Below are 26367 nucleotides of genomic sequence, written 5' to 3'. Positions count from 1 at the left end.
GCCGGTGGGATGAGGTATCCCGATGGGGGCGGTCTGACCGCGGTGGAGCGGGCCCGGCGGGAGCAGGTGCGGTTCCAGGCCGCCGAGTTGTTAGCTGTGGGGTTGAAGCCTCCGCAGGTCGCGCGGGCCTTACGGGTGTCGCGGAAGTCCGCGTACGCCTGGCAGGCGGCCTGGCGGGAGGGCGGAATGGACGCGTTGCGGTCCAAGGGCCCCTCGGGGGTCGCCTCGCGGATGAAGCCGGTTTGGCGGGCCTGGCTGGCCCGCGCGCTGGAGCAGGGCCCGGCCGTGCACGGCTGGAGTGAGGACCAGCGCTGGACGCTGGCGAGGATCTCGGTGCTGGTCGCCCGGCGCTTCCACGTGCGCTTCAGCCAGCCGCAACTGTCCCGGATCCTGCGGCAGATGGGCTTTTCCGTCCAGGTCCCCGTGCACCGGGCCGCGGAGCGGGACGAGGAGCAGGTGCGGGTGTGGCGGGAGGAGACGTGGGCGCGCGTGGAAAGAAGGTGAGGGAGCAGGACGCGTGGCTGGTGTTCGAGGACGAGTCGGGCCAGGCGCTGCGTCCGCCCAAGGCCCGCACCTGGTCCCGCATCGGAGTGTCGCCGCAGGTCAGGGTGTCAGGGAAGGGATCGGGGAGGGTGTCGGTGGCCGGGATGGTCTGCGCGAAGCCGGGCGAGCGGACCCGCCTGATCTACCGGATGCTCGTTCACCACCCCGGACGGCGCCGTGAGAAGAACGGTTTCAGGGAGCAGGACTTCGCTGACCTGCTGGAGGCCGCTCACCAGCAGCTCGGCGGAAAGATCGTGCTGGTCTGGGACAACTCCACTCAGCACAAGCACACGCTGATGCGCGAGTTATTGGCCGCCCGGCAGCGGTGGTTGACCGTCTTCCGCCTGCCGGCCTACGCCCCGGACCTGAACCCGGCTGAAGGCGTGTGGGCGAACTTGAAGAACGACCTGGGCAACCTTGCAGCCTGCACTGTCGACGCCCTCGCCGACCTGACCCGCACCCGGCTGAAGAAGATGCAGTACCGGGCCGACCTCCTCGACGGCTTCATTACCGAGACCGGCCTCACCCTGGCCCCGCCATGACGTCACCCCGAAGCGAAAACCTCAGTTCCCTCGTCGACATTCTGAATAATGGCTTGGACGCGAGTAAAGCAGCTGCCAAGCACACGGATGGCCCGGGAGGTTTCTTCGTGGCGACACATGCTAGTGATGCCGAGTTCTTCGCCGTGAGGAATGGTCGTGGAGCCATGGTTAGGGTCACCATCACTGATGATGCGATGGCTCAGTTGCGGGACGCGGGTGCTGTTACGCGATCCATCCCAACGAGTCCGAAATCGCCATCGTTCGCGGGCGAGGAGTTTCACATCCCGACATCAGCATTCGATCTATTCAATCAGCTGCGAGCCAGTGGTGGTGTCCGTGTTTCACCCTGAGGATCTGGTCACTGTTGACGTGCTGGAGTATATCCGGCGAGAGCAGTCTCGTTTCTTTAGAGGTGGGGTTTATAACCCCGTGGAGGTTGCCTCACAAATAGCATTGGAGGCGCTTCTACTCGGCGTTTCCGGTGTGCAAATCACGCGGCAAGGTGACTGGATTGCTGTAGCTTCCGAGAGTGACTGGCTTTCCGGTCTAGAAGAGGATGCATTCCATCAGTTTGCGCCTATTCGCGGAGATGGGCGGAATGCGGTGACAGTAGAGGTGTTTCTGACTGTTTTTGCTCGTGGAGTCGTTACTGCAAAGAACGGGAAGACGGTCATTATCAAGGGAGATTCCCTCGGGCCACTCGCCGAAAGTGTGCCGACCAGTGGCCGCGTCGTGGCTTTCATGGTCGCCTCCGAATAGCTAATACAGGAGCCCGCCGATGGTTCTCTCGGCGGGCATCCTGGTGCTTTGACGGTAACGTTGGTGGCAACGTCAGTGGCCGGTTACCGCTGAGGGAAGTGGCCCGGTCGAGGAAGCTGCGGAACCAGCGGGTGAGGTTGGCAGGGTCCAGAGGATGCCAGTTGGGGTGATGAAGGAACTGTTCGCAGATCAAGAACGCCCCCGTCTCCGTGCAAGCCCGGGTCATCTAGCGCAAGAATGGAAAAGTCGTCGCCAGTTCCTTCGAGGGGGGCGAGCCGCAGTGCAATCGCAAGTCTTGGGCCGAGAGGGGAAGCTTCCCTCCACTTCAAGCGGCCCTTCCAGCTCTGGTCCTACCAGGGTGTCCCATCGCCGTCTCGTGCTGCGGACGCGCCCGGGAGGCGGACTGGACGGAACGGTGTTCACTATCGCTGCGGACAGCGCAGCAGTCGGTAAAGTCGACGATCTTCGCTGCCTGCTGGCGGGTTACGGCGCCCTTGGGAGCGGCACTCGGCGAGGCGGTCGGCTCGGCCGCGTCGTCGGTGCCGCCGGTGCACCCTGTGAGGGCGGCGGCCGAAGCAGCCATGCCGAGGGTGGCGAGGCCTATGAGGTTCTTGCGGGTCGCGCGGGTGGGGGCGGGGCGGGGCATGACGGGGTTCGCTCCTTGGAGGCGTGAAGTGGTGAGCCCTGTGTGAAGGGTTACTGGCAGTCCTCGTCGCAGTTGCCGGAGGCGCCCTGACTTTCGCGACGAGCCCGCATCGCTAGCAGCCGGTGAGCTGGAAGTTGTCGGGGAGAGTGATCTCCGGACGCTTCGCGCCGGACGGTGTCGATGCCGACGCCGCAGCACTCGCAACGACGGTGTTGGGCGCGGCAGGCCACAGTCGATCTCCCCCCCGTGGTTCGTGTATGCGACAGGGAACGAAGCTATCAGGGCACGGTAGAGGGGCCGTTGAGCAACCGCGGGGGAATGTGTGGGGAGTGTGAGAGGTGTGGCGTCGCGGGTGCGAACGGCGGGATTCTGCGGGTGCAGGCGCGATGACTTCAGGGGCAACTCGGGCTTCTCGGGCAGAAGATGAGGATGCGGGCGTGGCTGCGAGGCCCGTCCCCGCCCAACCTTCGACGCTGTCAGTCGCAGTCCCTAAGATCTCTGTAGGCTCAACACACCCCCCTGACCCACCCCTTCCACACACGACCCAGGACACCCGCCATGGCGCGACGCAGCACTTCAAGCTCGACGGGAAGCTCGGCGAGCCCGAGGAACCGGACACCGCAGCCGGTCAGTGTCCGGCGGCGCAGCTTCGGGGACTTCGTGAAGGCGTTTTTCGCCTTCGTTGCCCTGCTCGTTCTGGTCATCGGTGTGCCGGGGGCGCTCGCCGTGCTCGTCGGGTGGCCGTTGCCGAGCGAGTTCACGCCGATGGACTGGCTCAAGCAGGACGTCACCGTCGGTACCTTCCTGCATATCCTCACCGTCGTCGTCTGGTGTGCGTGGGCCCAGTTCACCGCGTGTGTGCTCGTCGAGGTGAAGGCCGCGCTGTCGGGTGTGGGCGTGCCGGGGCGGGTTCCGGGGGCCGGGCCCAGTCAGCTGCTCGCCCGGCAGCTCGTCGCCGCGCTGCTGCTGGTCGGCGCCACCGCCGCGAGCCTGACTCCGGGGCTGTCGCAGCTCGGGCAGAGCCTGGAGGGGAATCAGAAGCCCACCGTTGCCGCGGCCCAGCAGACTCCCGGTCTGTTCGCCCAGCAGCAGGAGCAGGCCGCCAGCACCGCCGCCGCGCTTGCCGAGCAGGCCTCCCAGGCCGCCGCCCACGCCGACGCGGGGGCCGGCACCGCCAAGGGCGACACCAAGTACTACCGGATCCAGCCGCCCGAGGGGCGTCACCACGACTCCCTCTGGGAGATCGCCGACCGGCACCTCGGTGACGGGCGCCGGTACAAGGAGATCTTCCAGCTCAACAAGGACCGTGTGCAGCCGGACGGTTCCCGGCTGTCCGAGGCCAGCCTCATCCGGCCCGGCTGGATCATGGAGATGCCCGGCGACGCGCGGGGCGGCGAGCTCGTGGAGATGCCCGACGAGGCGCCCAACGTCTCGCAGCAGGTGCAGCAGCAGATCCACGACTATGCCAAGACCGGGGATCACGCCCAGGGCGGTGGTGGTCAGCAGGGCGGCGCAGGCGCAGGCGCCGGCGCCTCGCATGTCTCCCTGCCCCAGCAGCGGCCCGCCCCCGATCAGCACCAGCAGCAGAACCGGCAGCAGAACAGTCAGCAACAGAATCAGCAGCACGCCGGCAGCGCGCAGGAGAGCAGTGCCTTCGGGCTGCCCCAAGCCCTCATCGGCGCCCCCCTCCTCGCCGCAGGTCTCCTCGGTGCCCTCGGTCGCCGGCGGCGGCACGCGCTCTGGCAGTCCGCGCTCGGGGCCGTCGGCGGGCGGCGCGGCATGGAGCCGCCCACGCCGACCGGGGACGCCCTGGATGTGCAGGACGCGCTGCTGGTCGGCGCCGACCCCGAGGGCGTACGACTGCTCGACCGGTCGCTGCGCGGGCTCGCCGCGTCCCTCGCCGCCGAGTCGCGCCCGCTGCCGACCGTCTACGCGGCCTGGATGAGCAACGGCGATCTGCACCTCCAGCTCGCCCAGCCGTCCGGCAAGCCGCCGGCTCCGTGGCAGCTCGGGCAGGACCAGACGTTCTGGTTGCTGGCCCGCAGCGACGCCGAGCAGTACGGCGACACCGACACCGCCGCCCCGTACCCCGGCCTCGTCAGCCTCGGCACCATGGACGACTCGCGCCTGCTGCTCAACCTGGAGGCCGTGCCCGGCATCGTCTCCCTGAGCGGCCGCGAGGCCGACCGGGCCGCCGTGTTCGCCTCCGTCGCCGCCGAACTCGCCACCAACGGCTGGTCGGACCGTATGACCATCACGCTCGTCGGGTTCGGGGAGGATCTGACTCCGCTCGCGCCCAACCGGCTGCGCCACCTCGACGACACAGAGGCGCTCCTCGAGACGATGGAGGCCGAGACGCGGCAGCGGCGCGGCGCGCTCGGGGCCGCCGGCCACGACTCCGTTCTCACCGGCCGTACGGGGCCCGCCCAGCACACCCGCTGGGCCCCGCACCTCGTCCTGCTCGCCGCCCAGCCGTCCGCCGAGGACGCCGTCAAGCTCGCCGAACTCGCCGCCGACGCCTCCCGCCTCGGCATCGGCTACCTCGTCGGCACCGAGACCGGCGATCTGCCCGGCGCGGCCTGGGAGATGGAGATAACCGGCCAGGGCAAGCTGCTCGCCCCGCTCCTCGGGCTCGAACTCGACGCCCAGCTGCTGCCGGCGGCCCAGCAGCAGGCCGTCGTCGAGCTGTTCGTCCAGGCCGACCCCGACCAGGGGCCCGACGGGCCGACCAACACCCCGCCGTTCCTGGTCGACATCAGCGAGCAGGGGCGGCCCGCGGTGTACGCGCGTCTCGTCGGCCCGTACGAGATCATCGGCCTGGAGACGCCGGACGGCGAGCGCAGCGCGCTGCTGCACGAGGCGCTGGCGCTGCTGCTCCTGCACCGCGAGGGCGTGCACCCGCGGGTGCTGTCCTCCGCGCTGTGGCCGCGCGGCGTGACGGACGATGTGCGCGAGGCACTCCTCGAACGGTTGCGTGCCTGGCTCGGCACCGACCCGGACGGCTCGCCCCGGCTCACCGCCGACGCGTCCGGCCGGCTCACCCTCGCCAAGTCCGTCGTCTCCGACCTGGATGTGCTGCGCTCGCTGTACCACGAGGCCACCCAGGGCAGGGGCGTCGACAACCGGGCCGTCCGCGGGCGGCTGCTCACCGACGCGCTGGTGCTGGTGCGCGGGCCGCTGCTCGCCGACCGCCCCGAGGGCCGCTACCGCTGGCTCACCCATGAGATCGTCGACGCCCAACTCCCGCTGCTCGTCGCGGACATCGGGCTCGCGCTGTCCGCGTTCCACCTGGAGAAGGACCGCGCGGAGAAGGCGATCGAGGCCCTGAACGCGGCGGTGCGCACCGCCCCGGACGACGAGCGGCTGTGGAACGAGCTGCTGCGCGCCACCCACTCCACCGACGACACCGACCGGCTCCAGGCCCTCGCCGCCGACCTCGTCGGCCGCGGCGGGGCCCGCGGCCTGCCGCCGCGCACCGAGGCGCTGCTCGACGAGCTGCTGCCGACGTGGCGGGGCGGCGTCACCGCGGCCGGATGACCGGCCTCCTCGTGACCGCCGCCGCGCTGTGGGGCGCGGCGGCGGGGACGCTGCTGCCCCGGGCGGCCTACCGGTTCTCCGTCCCGTCGGGGGAGGGCTGGCGGGACACCTGCCCGGGCGGGCATCCGGTCGTCGGCTGGGTCGGCCGAGCGCGGTGCGGGGAGTGCGGCGGTGCGCTCCCGGCCGAGGACAGCGGAGCCGTCGTAGTACCCGAGCAGGGGACGAGAGGCGCGTACGGTCCCAGCACGCCCCTCCTCGCCCTGGTCACCGCCCTGCTCTGCGCCGCTCTCGCCGCCGCCACCGGGCCCCGGCCGGAAGTCGCCGTCTGGCTGCTGCTCGCGCCGGCCGGAGTGCTGCTGGCCGTCGTCGACTTCCGGGTGCAGCGGCTGCCGGACATGCTGACCCTGCCGCTCGCGGCCGCCGCGCTGGTGCTGCTGGGCCTGGTCACGCTGCTTCCTGAGCATGCCGGGGACTGGCTGACCGCGCTTCTCGCCGCCCTCGCCCTCGGCGGCGGCTTCCTCGTGCTGTTCCTGATCAACCCCGGTGGCATGGGCTTCGGCGATGTGAAGCTGGCGCTCGGCCTGGGCGCCGTCCTCGGCTGGTACGGCTGGCCGACGGTGATGCTCGGCACCTTCGCCGCGTTCCTGCTGGGGGCGCTGTACGGCGGCGCCCTGGTCGTCGCGCGGCGGGCCGGGCGCAAGACGGCCATCCCGTTCGGGCCCTTCCTGATCGCGGGCGCGTACGCCGGGCTTCTCATCGGCGCCTACACGGCGTGATGCCCCGGCGCGTGCATGGCCTGACGTCGCGGCGCGTGCGCGGCCTGACGTCCGTCCCGTAAAACGCCTGGCGTAGGCTGGTTCGGTCTGTCCACAACCCTTACGAAAGGGACGCCCCGGTGACCGAGAAGGCCGACCTCCAGTCAGTGCTCGACCGTGCCGCGGCCGGCGGACGGATCACCCCCGAGGAGGCGCTCGACCTCTACCGCGACGCCCCGCTGCACGCGCTCGGCGCCGCCGCCGACGCCGTACGCCGCCGCAGGTACGCGGGGACCGAGCACATCGCGACGTACATCATCGAGCGCAACATCAACTACACGAACGTGTGCGTCACGGCGTGCAAGTTCTGCGCCTTCTACGCGGCCCCCAAGGACACCGCCAAGGGCTGGACCCGCGACCTGGACGACATCCTGCGCCGGTGCGCGGAGACCGTCGAACTCGGCGGTACGCAGATCATGTTCCAGGGCGGTCACCACCCGGACTACGGCGTCGAGTACTACGAGAAGCACTTCTCCGCCATCAAGAAGGAGTTCCCGCAGCTCGTCATCCACAGCCTGGGGGCGAGCGAGGTCGAGCACATGGCCCGGATCTCCAAGGTGTCGGTCGAGGAGGCCATCACCCGGATCCACGCCGCCGGCCTCGACTCCTTCGCCGGTGCCGGCGCCGAGCTCCTTCCCGAGCGGCCCCGCAAGGCAATCGCCCCGCTGAAGGAGAGCGGCGAGCGCTGGCTGGAGATCATGGAGGCGGCGCACAGGCTGGGCGTCGAGTCCACGTCGACGATGCTCATGGGCACGGGCGAGACCAACGCCGAGCGCATCGAGCATCTGCGGATGATCCGGGACGTGCAGGACCGCACCGGCGGCTTCCGGGCCTTCATCCCGTACACCTACCAGCCCGAGAACAACCACCTGAAGGGCCGCACGCAAACCACGCTGTTCGAGTATCTGCGGATGATCGCGATCGCGCGGCTGTTCATGGACAACATCGCCCATATCCAGGGCTCCTGGCTGACGACGGGCAAGGAGGTCGGCCAGCTCTCCCTGCACTACGGCGCCGACGACCTCGGCTCGATCATGCTGGAGGAGAACGTCGTCTCCTCCGCCGGCGCCAAGCACCGCTCCAACCGGCTGGAGATCATCGATCTGATCCGCAAGGCGGGGCGGGTGCCGGCCCAGCGCTCGACGACGTACGAGCACCTCGTCGTGCACGACGACCCGGCGAACGACCCCGTCGACGAGCGGGTCATGTCCCACATCTCGTCCACCGCGATCGAGGGCGGGACCGCGCACCCCGAGCTGAAGCTGCTCGCCTCCAACTGACGTACTCGTGCTGACGATTCACGCGGACTCCCACGGCCGGGCGCTCGCTGTCGAGGGCGTCTGGATCGCCGGCGCCGGGCCGCTGGAGGAGCTCGTCGCCGCCCATCCGGCGGCGAGGGTGCGGAAATGGCCCGGCATCCTGACGCCCGGACTGATCAATCCGCACGGCAGTGAGCTGCTGGAGGAGGCCTACCACCCGGATCCGCGCGAGGCCGACGAGCTGGGCACCGAGCCGCTGACCGGGGACGCGCTGGCGGCGCTCGCCATGGACGACGCCCGCTGGGGTGCCGGCGCCCGGCGCGCGGTGCAGCGCATGCTGGCCCACGGAACGGTCGGGGCAGCCTGTGAGGAACTGCGCATCCGCGCGGTGCGGGACGCCGTGCGCCGCTCCGGGTTCCTGATCGTGGGCCGGGTCGGACGCCCCGGTGGGACACCCGCCCTCGACCCGTACGACTCCGGGCTGCCGGTGGAGTTCGCGGCCCCGAGGGAGCGGAACTCCGCCGCCCGGTTCGCCGTGTTCGACGTACGGGACGAGGCCGAACTCGCGGAGCGCGGCGCGGGAACGTGCGTGGCCACCGTGGTGGACGGGCGGCTGGTGTACCGGCGCCGCTGACCATCCAGCGAGCCGCCGTGCCGCACCGTGCCGCACTCCTCCCGTGAGTCCCGTGCGGGCGTGCTGCAAGAATGGCGGGGTGACCCGCGCTTCCCTGAACAAGCAGCCGCACGAAGTCGCCTCGATGTTCGACGACGTGGCGGAACGGTACGACCTGACCAACGACGTGCTGTCGCTCGGCCAGGACCGGGTGTGGCGCAAGGAGGTCGCGAGGGCCGTCGACGCCCGGCCGGCCCAGAAGGTCCTGGACCTGGCCGCCGGTACGGCCACCTCCTCGCTGCCGTTCGCCCGTACCGGCGCGTATGTCGTCCCCTGCGACTTCTCCCTCGGCATGCTGCGGGTGGGCAAGCAGCGGCACCCCTGGCTGCCGTTCACCGCGGGCGACGCGACGAAGCTGCCGTTCCGGGACGACACCTTCGACGCCGTCACCATCTCCTTCGGGCTGCGCAACGTGCAGGACACGGACGCCGGGCTGCGCGAGATGTACCGGGTGACCAAGCCGGGCGGCCGGGTGGTGATCTGCGAGTTCTCGCACCCGACCTGGGCGCCCTTCCGTACGGTCTACACCGAGTACCTGATGCGCGCCCTCCCGCCGGTCGCCCGCGCCGTGTCCTCGAACCCCGACGCATACGTCTACCTCGCCGAATCCATCCGCGCCTGGCCCGACCAGCCCGCCCTCGCCGAGCGTCTGCAGAAGGCCGGCTGGTCGAAGGTGGCCTGGCGGAACCTGACGGGCGGGATCGTGGCCCTGCACCGGGGGTACAAGGAGAGCTGAGCCCCGCCGCTCCGTCGTACGAGGTCGTACGAGGACGGCGTACGGCCCGTCACACCACGACCGCGCTCGGCCCCGTCACACCACGACCGCGTACGGATCGCCCGGCTCGTCGAGCTCCCGCTGGAGCCCGCCGCTCGGCGGACGCGGCAGGCGCGGCTCGCGCACTCCTGCGCCCCCGCCGCCCTCACCCTCGCCGAAGTCGAACCACACCGTGACGACGGCCCCGCGCGGCACCTCGACGCCGGGCAGCGGGTACTGCCGTACGACGTAGTCGACGACGGTCAGATGGAAGTCGGGCCGGTCGGGCGCGGCGAGCAGTACCCCGCGTGCGTCGGCGGTTCTGCGCGCGTCCACGGCCATGAGACCGACGAGTCGCGGTACGCGCACTTCGGGTGTCTTGGGCGATATATGCACAGACGTCACCCCCAGCGGTACCGGCAGGGTAACTCCCGCCGGGTACCGTCCGGAAGCGGCAGATGTCTTTCTGTAACAGTCGATTACCCTGCGTCACCATCTGCGAGATCGAGCCGATAGCAGTGCCCCTCCTGCTCCGGCGCCGGCGTCACGAACACCTCGTCGAGACGCATGCCCAGCCGCCGCGTCACCGCGATCGACCGGGTGTTGCGGGCGAGCACCATCGCCACCACGGTCGGCACGCCCGCGGCGCGCACCCGCTCCAGCGTCATCCGCGCGGCCGCGGTGGCGTACCCCTTGCCCCAGTACTCCCGGCCCAGCCGCCAGCCGATCTCGATCTCGCCCTTCGGGCCCCAGTCCTGCGGCCACGGCTGTGCACCGGTGAAACCCATGACCCGATCCGACGCGTCGAGCATGGTCCACAGACAGAAGCCGAGCTCGGCGTCGTGCCGGCGCTGGCGGGCGGTGAGCTCCTCGTAGACGGACAATTCCGACGGCTTACCGCCGTGAAACTCCATGACATCCGGGTCGTCGAAGATCCGGTGCCAGGTGACGGCGTCCTCGTCGGTGGGTACGCGCAGCCGTACTACGGGCAGAGCTCGGTTCATGGGGGCAGCCCTTCAGCCGGGTGATCGGTATCGCTGAATAGACTGCCCATGTCCGGTGCCGGTCGGCACGCTGATTTTGAACATGGGGAGATCCCGCCGTGACCGAGCCCCTCTCCGAGAACACTGCCGATGTGATCGTCGTCGGCGCGGGGCCTGCCGGCTCCACGACCGCGTATCACCTCGCCAAGTCCGGTCTCGACGTACTCCTCCTGGAGAAGACCGAGTTCCCGCGCGAGAAGGTCTGCGGCGACGGGCTCACCCCACGTGCGGTCAAGCAGCTCGTGGCGATGGGCATCGACGTCTCGGAGGAGGCCGGCTGGCTGCGCAACAAGGGTCTGCGCATCATCGGCGGCGGCGTCCGCCTCCAACTGGACTGGCCGGATCTCGCCTCCTTCCCCGACTACGGCCTCGTCCGCAAGCGCGACGACTTCGACGAGCAGCTCGCCCGCCAGGCCCAGAAGGCGGGGGCACGGCTGTACGAGCGCTGCAACGTGGGCGCGCCGATCGTCGACGACCGCACCGGCCGTATCACCGGCGTCCACGCCAAACTCGGCGAGGAGAAGCGGGAGGTCACCTTCCACGCGCCCCTCGTCGTGGCGGCCGACGGCAACTCCACCCGGCTGTCCCTCGCGATGGGCCTGCACCGCCGCGAGGACCGTCCGATGGGCGTGGCGGTCCGTACGTACTTCACCTCGCCGCGCCATGAGGACGACTACCTGGAGTCCTGGCTCGAACTGTGGGACCGGCGCGGAGCCGAGGACCGGCTGCTGCCGGGCTACGGCTGGATCTTCGGCATGGGCGACGGGACCTCCAACGTCGGACTGGGTGTGCTCAACACCTCCGACTCCTTCAAGGAACTGGACTGGCGCGAGGTCCTGAAGGCGTGGTGTGCGTCCATGCCGGAGGACTGGGGCTACACCCCGGACAACATGACTGGCCCGATCCGCGGTGCCGCGCTCCCCATGGCCTTCAACCGGCAACCCCACTACACACGGGGGCTGCTGCTGGTCGGCGACGCCGGCGGGCTGGTGAACCCCTTCAACGGCGAGGGCATCGCCTACGCCATGGAGTCCGGCCAGATCGCCGCCGACGTCATCGTCCAGGCCCACGCCCGCTCCACGCCCGCGCAGCGGGAGACGGCCCTGCAGCACTACCCGCGCATCCTCAAGGAGACCTACGGCGGCTACTACACGCTGGGCCGCGCCTTCGTGAAGCTCATCGGCAACCCGAAAGTCATGAAGATCGCGACCCAGCGCGGCCTGACCCACCCGCTCCTGATGAAGTTCACCCTCAAGCTCCTCGCCAACCTCACCGACCCGACGGGCGGCGACGCGATGGACCGGATCATCAACGGGCTGAGCAAGGTGGCGCCCAAGGCGTGAGCGCCGACGGCGGCAGGTGCCCCTGAATCCGCCGGGTTTGTGAGGGTGCTGTGGGTGGCCGGGAAACGGGGTTCCGGCCTCCGCCGCCCCTCCCTACCCTCCGGTACTCATGACAACAGAACACACCGAGCAGCCCCAGGACCGCACCGGCCGCACCCGCAGATCCTTCCTCGCGGGTGCCGGGGGAGTGGCGGGCACCCTCGCCTTATGGCCTGCCGGAGGCGCGAGTGCCGCCTCCGGCAGACGTGTCGCCGTGCTCGGCGGCGGTGTCTCGGGCCTCAGCGCCGCCCATGAACTCGCCGAACGCGGCTACGGCGTCACCGTCTACGAGTACTACGACACCCTCGGCGGCAAGGCCCGCTCGATGGACGTCCCCGGCACGGCGGCCGGCGGCCGGGGGCCCCTTCCCGCCGAGCACGGCTTCCGCTTCTTCCCCGGCTTCTACCGGAACCTGCCGGACACGATGCGCCGCATCCCCTTCCCCGGCAACGCGAACGGCGTCCACGACAACCTCCGCAACGGCACCGAGGAGTTGTTCGCGCGCGACTCGGGCCGCCCGGACCTGCACGTCCCCCTGCGCCGTGTCACGAGCCCGCCCGCCCCCGGCTTCCTCACTCTGTCCTGGATCCGCGACCAGATCCTGTCCGTCCTGGACCTGGGCACCCGCCTGCCGGCCCACGAGGCGGCCTACTTCGCCGACCGGGTCCTCGTCCACCTCACGAGCTGCGACGCCCGCCGCGAGGGCCAGTGGGAGAAGGTGTCGTGGTGGGACTTCATCCGGGCGGAGGAGATGAGCGAGGAGTACCGGACGCTTCTCGGCATCGGCCAGACCCGCAATCTCGTCGCCACCCGCGCGGAGGTGGCGTCGACGAGAACGGTCGGCCGGATCATCATCGAGGCCCTCATCCTCTGGGGCGTGCTCGGCCGCGGCCTGGACGGTGACGCCGACATCGACCGGGTCCTCAACGCCCCCACGAACGAGGCGTGGATCGATCCCTGGGAGACGTATCTGCGCTCCCTCGGTGTCGAGTTCGTCCTCGGCGCCCAGGTGCGCGAGGTGCTGTACGAGGGCGGGCGGGTGACCGGCGTACGGGTGTCCGCCCCCGACGGCGGCCAGGAGCGCACGGTCACGGCCGATCACTACGTCTGTGCGCTGCCCGTCGAGCACGCGCGTACGACCTGGGGGCGGGCCCTGCGCGCGGCCGACCCGCAGCTCGCGCGCTGTGACGCCCTGCGGACGGACTGGATGACCGGCGTGATGTTCTACCTGCGCACACCCACGCCCGTCGTGCACGGCCACATCAACTGCCTCGACTCACCCTGGTCGGTGACGGGCGTCGGACAGGCCCAGTTCTGGGACGTACGGGACTTTTCACGCGACTACGGCGACGGGCGGGCCCGCGACTGTCTGTCCGCGATCATCTCCGAGTGGGACAGGCCCGGCATCCTGTACGGCAAGACGGCCAAGGAGTGCACCAAGGAGGAGGTCGTCGCCGAGCTCTGGGCCCAGCTGAAGGACGGCCTGAACGACGCCGGCAAGACGACGCTCACGGACGACGACCGTCTCGGCTGGTTCATGGACCCGGCGGTGACGGGCCTCGGCGGCCCCGACCCGCAGAACCGCGAACAGCTCCTCATCCACCCCACGGGCACGCTCTACAACCGGCCTTCGGCGGCCACCCGGGTTCCCAACTTCTTCCTCGCGGGCGACTACGTCCGCACCGATGTGGACCTCGCGACGATGGAGGGCGCCAACGAGTCCGCGCGCCGGGCCGTCAACGCGCTGCTGGATGCGGATAATTCGGACGCCGAGCGGTGTCGCGTCCAGGAGCTCTACCGCCCGCCGGAGATGGAACCCCTGAAACGGATCGACGAGGTGCGCTACCGGCTGGGCCTGCCCAACACCTTCGACTTGGGATGAGCCGGAAGCCCGGCCGGGACATGAACCCGAAGCCAGGCCGGGACACGAACCCGAAGCCCGGCCGGGAATGAGCCCGAAGGGCCGCTGCCCCCGAGCGGCTGCGGCCCTTCCGGCGAGTCGTACGGCTCAGAGGACGCGGACCGCGCCCGAGGCCGGATACCCGGACAGCTGCTGGATGACAACGCCCTTGGAGGGGTTGGCGGCGTCCAGGTACTGACCGTTCCCGATGTACACGCCCACGTGGTACGCGGAGCCCTTGCCACCCCAGTAGAGGATGTCGCCGACCTGGATGCTCGACAGCGGCACGTCGGTGCCGGCCATCGACTGGTCCTGCGAGACGCGCGGCAGATCGACACCGACCTGCTTGAACGCGGCCTGGACGAGGCTGGAGCAGTCCCACGCGCTGGGGCCGGTGGCACCCAGGACATATGCGTCGCCCACCTGGGCCTTGAGGAAGGCGATGACCGTGCCGACGCTGCCGCTGGCGGGGGCCGACGCGGTCGTGCTGGTGGAGGTCGAGAGGGTGGTCCGCTCCGAGGAGCGCGACACGGCCTGCTCCGCGGCTGCCTTGCGCGCGGCCTCGGCGGCCTTCTTCTTGGCCTCCGCCTTCTTCTTCGCCACAGCGAGGTCCGCCTTGGCCTCTTTCGCGGCCTTTGCGGCGGCCGCGTCACGCTCGGCCTCAAGCTCGTAGTTCGCGGCGGCCTGCTGGGTGGCGTCCGCGGACTGGGCGACCTGAGCGGCCAGGTCGGCCGTCAGGGTGGGCAGTTCAAGGGTCTGCGTCACCGGCTCGGCAGCGTTCGCCGCGCCGGACGCCCCGGCCACTGCCAGGGTGCTGAGGACGCCACCGGCAACTCCGGCCCGCATCGCGATTTTCGACGCGCTGCGGCGGGGCTTCCGGTGGCTTCGTATGTGAGCGGTGTGGGACATGGGTACAAGCGGTATCAGGGGCTCCTCCATACCTTCAAGAAACGTGTGGTGCGCCACAGTTGCTCAATGGGAGCCCCAAATTCCCCGTCCCTCACTCTTTATTGACGCCGTAACGGACAAAGCGGACTCACGTGATCAAGCCTGTGATCACGCCCTTTCGTCCTTACGTCCTAATTGCCCTCCGCCTACCACTTGTTGCGGTCGGTGGCCAAGCCTCCCTCTCCCGCCCCCTCGGGGATGTGGCGGAGGTCACGCAACGATTACGGCCGGCGTCGCGTCTCGCGCGGAGATCACGGCCAGGTCGCGGCTGGGTCACGACCGGGATCCGCTCGTGAACGCGTGCACACGTCCACATCGACCCGCCCGTCTCCCTCTGACGTGTGAACGCGGTCCGGTATCAGCGGGGTGCGTCCAGCACCAATTTGCATGCAGCGGAAGTCTCTTGATATTGAGACGCCCCCCCTACCTGCACGGATGAACAAAAATGTCACCTCTGGTGATCGCTCGGACGCTTCTTGTGTGAAGATCGCCGGTCATTCCCGTTCATGATCGTTCGTCGGGTGGTGGAGATCACAAAGCTTCGGTAATACCCCGTGTCGCAGATCACAGAGCGGCAGGCATAAGATGCGAGGCAGTTGGGCTTGTGAGTTGCTTCACATGTTCTCGATCTTCGCGGGGACGAGCGGGGTTCGTGGGGCAGGTGAGGTGCAAGTGAGCCAGGCATCATCGCCAGCAGTCAGTGCCGACTGAGAGGAGCGAGGAGCGGTGAACGCGTATGCGCCCATCCTCGTACTGGGAGCCCTCGGGGCAGGCTTTGCGATCTTCTCCGTGGTCATGGCCACGCTGATCGGTCCGAAGCGGTACAACCGGGCCAAGCTCGAGGCTTACGAGTGCGGTATCGAGCCGACCCCCACGCCGGCCGGCGGCGGGCGTTTCCCCATCAAGTACTACCTGACGGCGATGCTCTTCATCGTCTTCGACATCGAGATCGTCTTCCTCTATCCCTGGGCCGTCACTTTCGACGCCCTGGGTGTTTTCGGGCTCGTGGAGATGCTGCTCTTCGTGCTCACCGTCTTCGTCGCGTACGCGTACGTATGGCGGCGCGGCGGTCTGGAATGGGACTGAGGGGCATTTAGGACATGGGACTCGAAGAAAAGCTGCCGAGCGGCTTCCTGCTGACCACCGTCGAGCAGGCCGCGGGCTGGGTGCGCAAGGCGTCCGTCTTCCCCGCCACATTCGGCCTCGCCTGCTGCGCCATCGAGATGATGACCACCGGCGCCGGCCGCTACGACCTGGCGCGCTTCGGCATGGAGGTCTTCCGCGGCTCACCGCGCCAGGCGGACCTGATGATCGTCGCCGGCCGGGTCAGCCAGAAGATGGCGCCGGTGCTGCGGCAGGTCTACGACCAGATGCCGAACCCCAAGTGGGTGATCTCCATGGGGGTCTGCGCCTCCTCGGGCGGCATGTTCAACAACTACGCGATCGTCCAGGGCGTCGACCACATCGTGCCGGTCGACATCTATCTGCCCGGCTGCCCGCCACGGCCGGAGATGCTGCTGGACGCGATCCTCAAGCTCCACCAGAAGATCCAGACCTCCAAGCTCGGCGTGAACGCCGAGGAAGCGGCCCGCGAGGCGGAGGAAGCGGCACTCAAGGCCCTGCCGACGATCGAGATGAAGGGGCTGCTGCGGTGAGCGACGCGAACGGCACCAACGGCGCGAACGGTTCCGCGGACGGGGTGAACCCCGAGAAGGACCTCGGCGCCTCCAACCTCCCCGGCCAGCGCGGCGAGGGCGGCGAGGAGATCCGCGTCCAGCGCGGCATGTTCGGCGCCAACAACGGCGGCGACACCTCCGGCTACGGCGGCCTGGTCCGCTCGGTCCGCCTCCCGGGACCGGCGAGCCGCCCCTACGGCGGCTGGTTCGACGAGGTCGCCGACGAACTCGAGGGCGCCCTGGAGGAACAGGGCCTGCTGCCCGACAACGCGATCGAGAAGACGATCGTCGACCGCGGCGAGCTGACCTTCCACATCGAGCGCGAGCATCTGCTGCGCGTCGCCCGGACCCTGCGCGACGATCCCGCCCTGCGCTTCGAGCTCTGCACCGGCGTGAGCGGTGTCCACTACCCGCAGGACAAGGGCCGCGAGCTGCACGCCGTCTACCACCTGCGCTCGATCACCCACAACCGGCTGATCCGCCTCGAAGTCAGCGCACCGGACGCCGACCCGCGCATCCCGTCCCTGGTCCCCGTCTACCCGACCAACGACTGGCACGAGCGCGAGACCTACGACTTCTTCGGCATCGTCTTCGACGGCCACCCGGCGCTGACGCGGATCATGATGCCGGACGACTGGCAGGGCCACCCGCAGCGCAAGGACTACCCCCTCGGCGGCATCCCCGTCGAGTACAAGGGCGCCCAGATCCCGGCTCCGGACCAGCGGAGGTCGTACTCGTGAGCACGCAGTCAGCATCGGCCCGTGAGACCACCGAGGGCACCGTATATACGGTGACCGGTGGCGACTGGGACGAGGTCGTCCAGTCCGCGGCCCGCGCCGACGACGAGCGCATCGTCGTCAACATGGGTCCGCAGCACCCCTCCACCCATGGAGTGCTCCGCCTGATCCTGGAGATCGAGGGCGAGACGGTCACCGAGGCCCGCTGCGGCATCGGCTACCTCCACACCGGCATCGAGAAGAACCTCGAGTACCGCACATGGACGCAGGGCACCACGTTCGTGACGCGCATGGACTACCTGACGTCCTTCTTCAACGAGACCGCCTACTGCCTCGCCGTCGAGAAGCTCCTCGGCATCGAGGACCAGATCACCGAGCGGGCCGAGATCATCCGGGTGCTCCTGATGGAGCTGAACCGGATGTCCTCGCACCTGGTCTGCATCGCCACCGGCGGTATGGAGCTCGGCGCCACCACGATCATGATCTACGGATTCCGTGATCGTGAAATGATTCTCGACATCTACGAGCTCATCACGGGCCTCAGGATGAACCACGCGTACATCCGCCCCGGCGGACTCGCCCAGGACCTGCCGCCCGGCGCGGTGGACCACATCCGCGAGTTCGTGAAGAAGATGAAGAAGAACCTCCCGGAGTACGACAAGCTCGCCACCGGGAACCCCATCTTCAAGGCCCGTATGCAGGAGATCGGCCATCTCGACCTGGCCGGCTGCATGGCCCTCGGCGCCACCGGCCCGATCCTGCGCTCCGCCGGCCTGCCGCACGACCTGCGCAAGGCACAGCCGTACTGCGGCTACGAGACGTACGACTTCGACGTCCCGACCGCCGACAGCTGCGACTCCTACGGCCGCTTCCTGGTGCGTCTGGAGGAGATGCGCCAGTCGCTCAGGATCGTCGAGCAGTGCCTGGACCGGCTGCAGCCCGGCCCGGTCATGGTCGCCGACAAGAAGATCGCCTGGCCCGCCCAGCTTGCCCTGGGACCCGACGGGCTCGGCAACTCCCTCGACCACATCAAGAAGATCATGGGCACCTCCATGGAGGCCCTGATCCACCACTTCAAGCTGGTGACCGAAGGCTTCCGCGTCCCGCCGGGACAGGCGTACGTGGCGGTCGAGTCGCCCAAGGGCGAACTCGGGGTGCATGCCGTGTCCGACGGCGGCACCCGCCCCTACCGGGTCCACTTCCGCGACCCGTCCTTCACCAATCTGCAGGCCATGGCGGCGATGTGCGAGGGCGGCCAGGTCGCCGACGTCATCGTCGCCGTCGCGTCCATCGACCCCGTGATGGGAGGCGTCGACCGGTGACCACCAGTTCTTCTGACCGGGGCGTCAGCCTGGGCATGCCCGAACTGCCCGCACCCGCCTACCCGGACGACGTTCGAGCCCGGCTGGAGACGGACGCGCGGGAGATCATCGCCCGCTACCCGGACTCCCGCTCGGCCCTGCTGCCGTTGCTGCATCTCGTGCAGTCGGAGGAGGGCCATGTCTCGCGCACCGGGATGCAGTTCTGCGCGGAGGTGCTCGGCCTGACCTCGGCCGAGGTCACCGCGGTCGCCACCTTCTACACCATGTACCGGCGGCGGCCCGGCGGTGACTACCAGGTCGGCGTCTGCACCAACACGCTGTGCGCGGTGATGGGCGGCGACGCGATCTTCGAGAGCCTGCAGGAGCACCTGGGCGTCGGCAACGGCGAGACCACCGACGACGGCAAGGTCACCCTGGAGCACATCGAGTGCAACGCGGCCTGCGACTTCGCGCCCGTCATGATGGTCAACTGGGAGTTCTTCGACAACCAGACCCCGCAGAGCGCCACACGCCTGGTCGACGACCTCCGCGCGGGACGGCCGGTCGAGCCCACGCGCGGGGCGCCGCTGTGCACCTTCAAGGAGACCTCGCGGATCCTCGCGGGCTTCCCCGACGAGCGGGACGGAGCCGTCGAGGCGAGCGGCAGCGCGGGACCCGCCTCGCTGGTGGGCCTCCGCCTGGCCAGGGGAGAGGCCGCACCCGCGCGCGTGGTCCATCCGCGGGACGGCGGTCCGCACGAGGAGCCGCAGGACAGGGCGGTGCACGAGCCGTCGCCGACCGAGCACCTCAGCTCGCACGACGCGCCGGAGGAGACATCGGCCTCCGACCCCGCCCACCCGGCAGGGCCTGTCGCCGAGGAGGGGGAGTGATGACCTTGGCACCCGAGATCAAAGACACCAGCCCCGAGAAGCTGCTCGCACCCGTGCTGTCGGCCTTCTGGGACGAGGACAAGTCCTGGACGCTGGACGCCTACCGAAGGCACGAGGGGTACGAGGGACTCCGCAAGGCGCTGGCCATGTCGCCGGACGACCTCATCGCGTACGTCAAGGACTCCGGTCTGCGCGGCCGCGGCGGCGCGGGATTCCCCACGGGAATGAAATGGCAGTTCATTCCCCAGGGGGATGGAAAGCCGCACTATCTAGTTGTCAACGCCGACGAGTCGGAGCCGGGAACCTGCAAGGACATCCCGCTCCTCTTCGCGAACCCGCACAGCCTCATCGAGGGCATCGTCATCGCGTGTTACGCCATCAGGTCTTCGCATGCCTTCATCTATCTGCGTGGTGAAGTCGTCCCCGTGCTGCGGCGGTTGCACTCGGCCGTCGCTGAGGCCTACGCGGCGGGCTACCTCGGCGAGAACATCCTCGGCAGCGGGCTCGACCTCCAGCTCACCGTGCACGCGGGCGCGGGTGCGTACATCTGCGGTGAGGAGACCGCGCTGCTCGACTCGCTCGAAGGCCGCCGGGGTCAACCGCGGCTCCGTCCCCCCTTCCCTGCTGTGGCAGGCCTCTATGCCTGCCCGACTGTGGTGAACAACGTCGAGTCCATCGCGTCGGTTCCCGCGATCCTGCACAAGGGCAAAGACTGGTTCAGGTCGATGGGCAGCGAGAAGTCCCCGGGCTTCACGCTCTACTCGCTCAGCGGCCATGTCGCCAGTCCGGGCCAGTACGAGGCTCCGCTCGGCATCACGCTCCGTCAGCTCCTGGACATGAGCGGTGGAATGCGACCCGGGCATCGCCTCAAGTTCTGGACGCCGGGCGGCTCCTCGACCCCGATGTTCACCGACGAGCATCTCGACGTCCCTCTTGATTACGAAGGAGTGGGCGCCGCGGGTTCCATGCTCGGCACAAAAGCTCTCCAGTGCTTCGACGAGACGACCTGCGTCGTGCGCGCCGTCACCCGCTGGACCGAGTTCTACGCCCATGAGTCCTGCGGCAAGTGCACACCCTGCCGCGAAGGGACGTACTGGCTCGTGCAGTTGATGCGCGACATCGAAGCGGGCAAGGGCGTCATGTCCGACCTCGACAAGCTCAACGACATCGCCGACAACATCAACGGCAAGTCGTTCTGCGCCCTCGGCGACGGTGCCGCCTCGCCGATCTTCTCCTCGCTCAAGTACTTCCGCGAGGAGTACGAGCAGCACATCACGGGCCGCGGCTGCCCCTTCGACCCTGCCCGGTCGACGGCCTGGGCCGACCGCACGGAGGTGAACGCATGACCGTGACCACCAGCGCTCCCTCCGGAGGGGGAGAGGCGGCGGTCCCGCCGGAGGACCTCGTCTCACTGACGATCGACGGCGCCGAGATCAGCGTGCCCAAGGGCACCCTGGTCATCCGGGCCGCCGAGCTGCTCGGCATCGAGGTCCCCCGCTTCTGCGACCACCCGCTCCTCGACCCGGTCGGCGCCTGCCGCCAGTGCATGGTCGAGGTGGAGGGCCAGCGCAAGCCGATGGCGTCGTGCACCATCACCTGCACCGACGGAATGGTGGTGAAGACGCACCTCACCTCGCCCGTCGCCGAGAAGGCCCAGCACGGTGTGATGGAGCTGCTCCTCATCAACCACCCGCTGGACTGCCCGGTCTGCGACAAGGGCGGCGAGTGCCCGCTGCAGAACCAGGCGATGTCGCACGGCAACGCCGAGTCCCGCTTCGACGGCAAGAAGCGGACGTACGAGAAGCCCGTGCCGATCTCCACGCAGGTGCTGCTCGACCGTGAGCGGTGCGTGCTGTGCGCGCGCTGCACGCGCTTCTCCAACCAGGTCGCGGGCGACCCGATGATCGAGCTGCTGGAGCGGGGCGCGCTGCAGCAGGTCGGCACCGGTGAGGGCGACCCCTTCGAGTCGTACTTCTCCGGCAACACCATCCAGATCTGCCCGGTCGGCGCGCTGACTTCGGCGGCGTACCGCTTCCGCTCCCGGCCCTTCGACCTCGTCTCCTCGCCCTCCGTCTGCGAGCACTGCTCCGGCGGCTGTGCCACCCGCACCGACCACCGGCGCGGCAAGGTCATGCGGAAGCTCGCCGCCGACGACCCCGAGGTCAACGAGGAGTGGATCTGCGACAAGGGGCGTTTCGCGTTCCGGTACGCGCAGCAGCGCGACCGGCTCGACACGCCTCTGGTGCGCAACCCCGAGGGCGAGCTCGTACCGGCGTCCTGGCCGGAGGCGCTGCAGATCGCCGCTCAGGGGCTGCTCGCCTCGCGCGGCAGCACCGGCGTGCTGACCGGTGGCCGCCTCACCGTCGAGGACGCCTACGCGTACAGCAAGTTCGCGCGCGTGGCGCTCGACACCAACGACATCGACTTCCGCGCGCGCGTGCACAGCGGCGAGGAGGCCGACTTCCTGGCCGCCCGGATCGCCGGGCGCGGCCGGGACCTCGACGGTACGGGCGTCACCTACACCTCGCTGGAGAAGGCGCCCGCCGTCCTGCTGGTCGGGTTCGAGGCGGAGGAGGAGGCGCCCGGGATCTTCCTGCGGCTGAGGAAGGCCTGGCGCAAGCGCGGGCAGAAGGTGTTCTCCCTCGCCACGCACGCGACGCGCGGTCTGGAGAAGGCGGGCGGCACCCTGCTGCCCGCGGCTCCCGGCACCGAGACCGAGTGGCTGGACGCGCTCGCGAGCGGCGTCGGCCTGGAGGACGGCGGAACGGAGGCGGCCGAGGCGCTGCGCGCCGAGGGCGCCGTGATCGTCGTCGGTGAGCGGCTGGCGGCGGTCACCGGGGGCCTCACCGCCGCCGTACGGGCCGCGTCCGCGATCGGCGCCCAGCTGGTGTGGATTCCGCGCCGGGCAGGGGAGCGCGGGGCGATCGAGGCGGGCGCGCTGCCGTCGCTGCTGCCGGGCGGGCGTCCGGCCATCGACGCACGCGCGCGTGAGGAGGTCGCCGCCGCCTGGGGTGTCGCCGAACTCCCCGACCGCTACGGGCGGGACACCGGCCAGATCATCGAGGCAGCCGCCCGGGGCGAACTTCAGGCCCTCGTGGTCGCGGGCGTGGAGATCGCCGACCTGCCCGACCCCGCACGCGCGCGGGAAGCGCTGCACGAGGTGGACTTCCTGGTGTCGCTGGAGCTGCGGCCCGGCGAGGTCACCGAGCACGCGGACGTCGTCCTGCCGGTGGCCGCGGCCGCCGAGAAGGCCGGCACCTTCCTCAACTGGGAAGGCCGCGCGCGCCTGTTCGAGGCCGCGCTCAAGCCCGACCAGATGACCCGCCGCCCGGCGCCCACCGACGCGCGCGTACTGCAGATGCTGGCCGACGCCATGGACGTACACCTGGGTCTGCCGGATCTGCGCACTGCGCGTGCGGAGATGGACCGGCTCGGCGCCTGGGACGGCCCGCGGGGCACCGACCCACTGGAGACGGCGGCCGTGCTGCCGCGGCCGGCCGCCGGCGAAGCCGTGCTGGCCGGGCACCGTCTGCTGCTCGACCAGGGCGTCCTCCAGCAGGGCGACGCGGCCCTCGCCGGCACCCGGCACGCCGCCCACGCGCGCGTGTCGGCCGCCACGGCCGCCGAAGCCGGCGTCAAGGACGGCGACGTCCTCGCCGTGACCGGCCCCGCCGGCACGGTCGGACTCCCGCTGCTGATCACGGAGATGCCCGACCGGGTGGTCTGGCTCCCGCTGAACTCCGCCGGCGGCGGCGTCGCCTCCGACACCGGCTCGCTGCCGGGCTCCCTCGTCCGCATCGGCCCGGCGCAGCCCGCCGGCGAGGCCCCCAAGGAGGTGGAGGCATGAGCTTGTACCTCGCCGCTGAAGACCTCTCGTTGTTCGGCCGCGACCCCTGGTGGCTCGTCGGCATCAAGGCCGTCTTCTGCTTCGCCTTCCTGATGCTGACCGTGCTGTTCTCCATCGTGTGGGAGCGCAAGGTCGTCGCCTGGATGCAGCTGCGCATCGGCCCCAACCGGCACGGCCCGTGGGGCATGCTCCAGTCGCTCGCCGACGGCATGAAGCTGATGCTCAAGGAAGACATCATCGTCAAGCGCGCGGACAAGGTGGTCTACGTCCTCGCGCCGATCGTCGCGGCCATCCCGGCCTTCATGGCGATCGCGGTGATCCCCTTCGGACCCGCCGGCAACGAGATCTCGATCTTCGGCCAGCGCACCACGATGCAGCTCACCGACCTGCCGATCGCGGTCCTCTACATCCTCGCGATCGCCTCGGTCGGCATCTACGGCATCGTGCTGGCGGGCTGGAGCTCCGGATCCACCTATCCGCTGCTCGGCGGACTGCGCTCCTGCGCGCAGATGATCTCGTACGAGATCGCCATGGGCGCCGCCTTCGCCTCGGTGTTCCTCTACTCGGGGTCGATGTCGACCTCGACGATCGTCGAGCAGCAGCACGACCGCTGGTACATCGTCCTGCTGCCGGTCTCCTTCCTGATCTACATCGTGACGATGGTCGGCGAGACCAACCGCGCTCCCTTCGACATGCCGGAGTCCGAGGGCGACCTGGTCGGCGGTTTCAACACCGAGTACTCGTCGATCAAGTTCGCGATGTTCATGCTGGCCGAGTACGTGAACATGGTGACGGTCTCGGCCGTCGCCACGACGCTCTTCCTGGGCGGCTGGCGGGCCCCGTGGCCGGTCAGCACGTTCTGGGAGGGCGCGAACCACGGCTGGTGGCCGCTGCTCTGGTTCGTCGTCAAGGTCCAGCTGCTGCTGTTCTTCTTCATCTGGCTGCGCGGCACGCTGCCCCGCGTCCGCTACGACCAGCTGATGAAGCTCGGCTGGAAGGTCCTCATCCCGGTCTCCGTGGTCTGGCTGATGCTCGTCGCGACCGTACGGACCCTCAGGAACGAGAACTACGACTTCGCCGACATCGCCCTCTACATCGGCGGCGGCGTCCTCGCGCTGCTGCTGCTCTCCTTCGTCGCCGACATGTTCCGCGAGAAGGCGAAGAGCGCCGAGCGGCCCGCCGCCGCCAAGAGCGCGGGCTTCGACGCGATGGCGGGCGGATTCCCCGTACCGCCGCTGCCGGGACAGGAGCTGCCGCCGGTGCCGCGGCGCCGCCCGCGCCGCGAGCGGGAGTTGATTGTCAGTGGTGGGTCGGATACTGCGAGTGACGGATCGATGGGCGGAACTCGTGACGGAAAGGAGGCGTCCGATGGCTGAGGAGCCCAAGGAGGCCGGGCACACGTCGCCCGGCTTCCAGAACCCCGTGGCCGGCTTCGGCGTGACCTTCAAGGCCATGTTCAAGAAGCGGCTGACCGAGCAGTACCCGGAGCAGCGGAAGACCACCGCTCCGCGCTTCCACGGACGGCACCAGCTCAACCGCCATCCGGACGGCCTGGAGAAGTGCATCGGCTGCGAACTGTGCGCCTGGGCCTGCCCCGCCGACGCCATCTATGTGGAGGGCGCCGACAACACGGACGAGGAGCGCTACTCCCCGGGCGAGCGGTACGGCCGCGTCTACCAGATCAACTACGCCCGCTGCATCCTGTGCGGCCTGTGCATCGAGGCGTGCCCCACGCGCGCGTTGACGATGACCAACGAGTTCGAACTCGCCGACAGCAGCCGCGCCAACCTCATCTACACCAAGGAGCAGCTGCTCGCCGGCCTCGAAGAGGGCATGGTCGACACCCCGCACGCCATCTACCCGGGCACGGACGAGCAGGCCTACTACCGGGGCCTGGTGACGGAGGCCGCACCCGGCACGGAACGCCAGGTCGCCGTCTCCAAGGGCGAGGAGCCCTCGCAAGAGGAGGTGGACGCATGAGCGGGCAGCTCGCCGCCTACACCACCTCCACGGGCGAGGCCTTCCAGTTCTGGGTCCTCGGCACGGTCGCCGTGATCGGCGCCCTGTGCACCGTCTTCATGAAGAAGGCCGTGCACAGCGCGCTCTGTCTGGCCGGCACCATGATCGTCCTGGCGGTCTTCTACCTCGCCAACGGCGCCTACTTCCTGGGCATCGTGCAGATCGTCGTCTACACCGGCGCGATCATGATGCTGTTCCTGTTCGTGGTGATGCTCGTCGGCGTCACCGCCGCCGACTCCCTGAGGGAGACCATCAGGGGCCAGCGCTGGCTGGCCCTGCTGTGCGGGCTCGGCTTCGGCATCCTGCTGATGGGCGGCATCGGCCACGCCTCCATCAAGGAGTTCAACGGCCTCACACAGGCCAACGCGAACGGCAATGTGGAGGGCCTCGCCGCCCTCATCTTCACCAAGTACGTCTTCGCCTTCGAAATCACCGGCGCCCTGCTGATCACGGCCGCCGTCGGCGCCATGGTGCTCACCCACCGCGAGCGCACCGAGCGGGCCAGGACCCAGCGCGAGCTGGCCGAGCAGCGGGTACGGGAGGGCAAGCACCTGCCGCCGCTCCCGGCGCCCGGCGTGTACGCCCGGCACAACGCGGTGGACATCGCGGGCCTGCTGCCCGACGGCACCCCGTCCGAGCTCACCGTCAACAAGACGCTGCGCGAGCGCGGGCAGATCCGCGATGTGTCGGCCGAGGCGCTCAACGATCTGCGGGCCCTGGAACAGCGCGCCGAAGAGCGCCTGGAACGGACCGCGATCGACCCGGTGAACGTCAAGAGGGCAGAGGAGGCGTCGAAGTGAACCCGGTCAACTACCTGTATCTCGCCGCCCTGTTGTTCACGATCGGCGCGACCGGCGTACTGATCAGGCGCAACGCGATCGTCGTGTTCATGTGCATCGAGCTCATGCTCAACGCCTGCAACCTCGCGTTCGTCGCCTTCTCCCGGATGCACGGCAATCTCGACGGCCAGATCATCGCCTTCTTCACGATGGTCGTCGCCGCCGCGGAGGTCGTGGTCGGGCTCGCGATCATCGTGTCGCTGTTCCGTACCCGCCACTCGGCCTCGGTCGACGACGCCAGCCTGATGAAGCTGTAA

Annotated in this window: 24 protein-coding genes; 20 read left to right on the top strand and 4 right to left on the bottom strand. The window is 69.4% G+C overall.

Annotation, left to right across the window (positions count from 1 at the left end):
* Positions 1-9 precede the first annotated feature (9 nt).
* A protein-coding gene (locus F7R91_RS44510) for an IS630 family transposase (RefSeq protein ID WP_456243070.1) occupies positions 10-1085 on the top strand; the annotation gives its coding sequence in 2 pieces (ribosomal slippage) (positions 10-499 and positions 499-1085; 1077 coding nt in all).
* A 336-nt stretch (positions 1086-1421) separates the two neighbouring features.
* Positions 1422-1844, top strand: a complete 423-nt coding sequence (locus F7R91_RS22635) for a hypothetical protein (RefSeq protein WP_150950928.1) — start codon at positions 1422-1424, stop codon at positions 1842-1844.
* Positions 1845-2169: 325 nt separating this feature from the next.
* Here the strand turns inward: F7R91_RS22635 and F7R91_RS22630 are convergent, their stop codons facing one another.
* Positions 2170-2490: a hypothetical protein gene (locus F7R91_RS22630; protein WP_150950927.1), complete on the bottom strand. Its 321-nt coding sequence runs from the start codon at positions 2488-2490 to the stop codon at positions 2170-2172.
* A gap of 558 nt (positions 2491-3048) precedes the next feature.
* Here F7R91_RS22630 and F7R91_RS22625 point away from each other — a divergent pair.
* From F7R91_RS22625 to F7R91_RS22605, 5 genes are all read left to right on the top strand, one after another.
* Positions 3049-6027 carry a bacterial transcriptional activator domain-containing protein gene (locus F7R91_RS22625; RefSeq protein WP_150950926.1) on the top strand — a complete coding sequence of 993 codons (2979 nt, stop codon included), beginning with the start codon at positions 3049-3051 and terminating at the stop codon, positions 6025-6027.
* Positions 6024-6803, top strand: coding sequence for a prepilin peptidase (locus F7R91_RS22620; RefSeq protein WP_150950925.1), 780 nt, complete (start codon positions 6024-6026; stop codon positions 6801-6803). The genes F7R91_RS22625 and F7R91_RS22620 overlap by 4 nt, the downstream gene beginning before the upstream one ends.
* Positions 6804-6922: 119 nt before the next feature.
* Positions 6923-8122 (top strand): cyclic dehypoxanthinyl futalosine synthase, encoded by a 1200-nt coding sequence (gene mqnC / locus F7R91_RS22615; protein ID WP_150950924.1) that lies wholly within the window; start codon positions 6923-6925, stop codon positions 8120-8122.
* Positions 8123-8129: 7 nt separating this feature from the next.
* Positions 8130-8735: a hypothetical protein gene (locus F7R91_RS22610; RefSeq protein ID WP_150950923.1), complete on the top strand. Its 606-nt coding sequence runs from the start codon at positions 8130-8132 to the stop codon at positions 8733-8735.
* Between the two features lie 79 nt (positions 8736-8814).
* The gene (locus F7R91_RS22605) at positions 8815-9510 is read left to right on the top strand and encodes a demethylmenaquinone methyltransferase (protein WP_150950922.1); all 696 of its coding nucleotides are present in this window, start codon (positions 8815-8817) and stop codon (positions 9508-9510) included.
* Between the two features lie 75 nt (positions 9511-9585).
* Here the strand turns inward: F7R91_RS22605 and F7R91_RS22600 are convergent, their stop codons facing one another.
* Both F7R91_RS22600 and F7R91_RS22595 read right to left on the bottom strand, forming a co-directional pair.
* Positions 9586-9924, bottom strand: coding sequence for a PASTA domain-containing protein (locus tag F7R91_RS22600; RefSeq protein WP_225320744.1), 339 nt, complete (start codon positions 9922-9924; stop codon positions 9586-9588).
* An 83-nt stretch (positions 9925-10007) separates the two neighbouring features.
* On the bottom strand, positions 10008-10532 hold the full coding sequence (locus tag F7R91_RS22595) for a GNAT family N-acetyltransferase (protein ID WP_150950921.1): 525 nt from the start codon (positions 10530-10532) through the stop codon (positions 10008-10010).
* 98 nt (positions 10533-10630) lie between these two features.
* Between F7R91_RS22595 and F7R91_RS22590 the strand changes: the two genes are divergently transcribed.
* Both F7R91_RS22590 and F7R91_RS22585 read left to right on the top strand, forming a co-directional pair.
* A complete protein-coding gene (locus F7R91_RS22590) occupies positions 10631-11914 on the top strand; it encodes a geranylgeranyl reductase family protein (protein WP_150950920.1) in 1284 nt (427 codons plus the stop codon).
* Positions 11915-12023: 109 nt separating this feature from the next.
* Entirely contained in the window at positions 12024-13835 is a 1812-nt protein-coding gene (locus F7R91_RS22585) for an FAD-dependent oxidoreductase (RefSeq protein WP_150950919.1), read from the top strand.
* A gap of 126 nt (positions 13836-13961) precedes the next feature.
* Here the strand turns inward: F7R91_RS22585 and F7R91_RS22580 are convergent, their stop codons facing one another.
* The gene (locus F7R91_RS22580; protein WP_150950918.1) at positions 13962-14792 is read right to left on the bottom strand and encodes a C40 family peptidase; all 831 of its coding nucleotides are present in this window, start codon (positions 14790-14792) and stop codon (positions 13962-13964) included.
* A gap of 735 nt (positions 14793-15527) precedes the next feature.
* On the opposite strand from F7R91_RS22580, the gene F7R91_RS22575 reads away from it, so the two are divergent.
* From F7R91_RS22575 to nuoK, 11 genes are read left to right on the top strand one after another with little or no spacing between them, the layout of a single operon-like run.
* Positions 15528-15887 (top strand): NADH-quinone oxidoreductase subunit A, encoded by a 360-nt coding sequence (locus tag F7R91_RS22575; protein ID WP_007383963.1) that lies wholly within the window; start codon positions 15528-15530, stop codon positions 15885-15887.
* 14 nt (positions 15888-15901) lie between these two features.
* On the top strand, positions 15902-16456 hold the full coding sequence (locus F7R91_RS22570; protein WP_056552623.1) for a NuoB/complex I 20 kDa subunit family protein: 555 nt from the start codon (positions 15902-15904) through the stop codon (positions 16454-16456).
* Positions 16453-17217 (top strand): NADH-quinone oxidoreductase subunit C, encoded by a 765-nt coding sequence (locus F7R91_RS22565; protein ID WP_150950917.1) that lies wholly within the window; start codon positions 16453-16455, stop codon positions 17215-17217. The genes F7R91_RS22570 and F7R91_RS22565 overlap by 4 nt, the downstream gene beginning before the upstream one ends.
* On the top strand, positions 17214-18536 hold the full coding sequence (locus tag F7R91_RS22560; protein ID WP_150950916.1) for an NADH-quinone oxidoreductase subunit D: 1323 nt from the start codon (positions 17214-17216) through the stop codon (positions 18534-18536). Before F7R91_RS22565 ends, F7R91_RS22560 begins: the two co-directional genes overlap by 4 nt.
* Entirely contained in the window at positions 18533-19405 is an 873-nt protein-coding gene (gene nuoE, locus F7R91_RS22555) for an NADH-quinone oxidoreductase subunit NuoE (RefSeq protein ID WP_150950915.1), read from the top strand. Before F7R91_RS22560 ends, nuoE begins: the two co-directional genes overlap by 4 nt.
* Complete coding sequence (nuoF, locus tag F7R91_RS22550) at positions 19402-20751, top strand: NADH-quinone oxidoreductase subunit NuoF (protein WP_191971590.1); 1350 nt, start codon at positions 19402-19404, stop codon at positions 20749-20751. The genes nuoE and nuoF overlap by 4 nt, the downstream gene beginning before the upstream one ends.
* The gene (locus F7R91_RS22545; protein ID WP_150950913.1) at positions 20748-23252 is read left to right on the top strand and encodes an NADH-quinone oxidoreductase subunit G; all 2505 of its coding nucleotides are present in this window, start codon (positions 20748-20750) and stop codon (positions 23250-23252) included. The genes nuoF and F7R91_RS22545 overlap by 4 nt, the downstream gene beginning before the upstream one ends.
* Positions 23249-24628: an NADH-quinone oxidoreductase subunit NuoH gene (gene nuoH, locus F7R91_RS22540; protein WP_150950912.1), complete on the top strand. Its 1380-nt coding sequence runs from the start codon at positions 23249-23251 to the stop codon at positions 24626-24628. The genes F7R91_RS22545 and nuoH overlap by 4 nt, the downstream gene beginning before the upstream one ends.
* Positions 24621-25232 carry an NADH-quinone oxidoreductase subunit NuoI gene (gene nuoI, locus F7R91_RS22535; RefSeq protein WP_150950911.1) on the top strand — a complete coding sequence of 204 codons (612 nt, stop codon included), beginning with the start codon at positions 24621-24623 and terminating at the stop codon, positions 25230-25232. The genes nuoH and nuoI overlap by 8 nt, the downstream gene beginning before the upstream one ends.
* Complete coding sequence (locus F7R91_RS22530; protein WP_150950910.1) at positions 25229-26071, top strand: NADH-quinone oxidoreductase subunit J; 843 nt, start codon at positions 25229-25231, stop codon at positions 26069-26071. The genes nuoI and F7R91_RS22530 overlap by 4 nt, the downstream gene beginning before the upstream one ends.
* A complete protein-coding gene (nuoK, locus tag F7R91_RS22525; protein ID WP_028420845.1) occupies positions 26068-26367 on the top strand; it encodes an NADH-quinone oxidoreductase subunit NuoK in 300 nt (99 codons plus the stop codon). Before F7R91_RS22530 ends, nuoK begins: the two co-directional genes overlap by 4 nt.

It is taken from the genome of Streptomyces luteolifulvus (assembly GCF_008806595.1).
Classification (GTDB): Bacteria; Actinomycetota; Actinomycetes; order Streptomycetales; family Streptomycetaceae; genus Streptomyces; species Streptomyces luteolifulvus.
This window is presented reverse-complemented; position numbering and strand designations above follow the sequence as displayed.